The sequence below is a fragment of the Psychrobacter sp. TB20-MNA-CIBAN-0197 genome (genome assembly GCF_040309765.1).
Classification (GTDB): domain Bacteria; phylum Pseudomonadota; class Gammaproteobacteria; order Pseudomonadales; family Moraxellaceae; genus Psychrobacter; species Psychrobacter submarinus.
On the sequence record NZ_JBEOPC010000549.1, the window covers coordinates 1 to 274 of the forward strand.

General features: G+C 44.5%; 1 protein-coding gene. It reads right to left on the minus strand.

Translation table 11 applies throughout. The features are described 5' to 3' along the window. Positions 1-274: hypothetical protein (locus tag AAEY83_RS14905; RefSeq protein ID WP_351060112.1), on the minus strand; the 274-nt coding region annotated here is incomplete at both ends.

Consider the following 274-nt stretch of genomic DNA (forward strand, 5'->3'; position numbering starts at 1 on the left):
ATGTCGCCTTGCTTAAAGTAAGCACGACTGTCAGATTTTGCTTGCGTGAACCAGTAGCCTGACTTAGGGCAGGGCTGACCAGCTAGGCAACGGCCTCGAGCTTGACTAGTAATTTCAGGTTTATTGGGTTTGGTTTTATTTTCATAGTACGGCGTCATGTCTTCGCCCGCCTCTTGACGCTTAATAAAATCCTCGTAGGTAATTTTATAAGGGTCAATTGATACAGATTTGCTGGTATCGATACCTGTCTCTTTAAGTACGAGTGGTAGGGTAT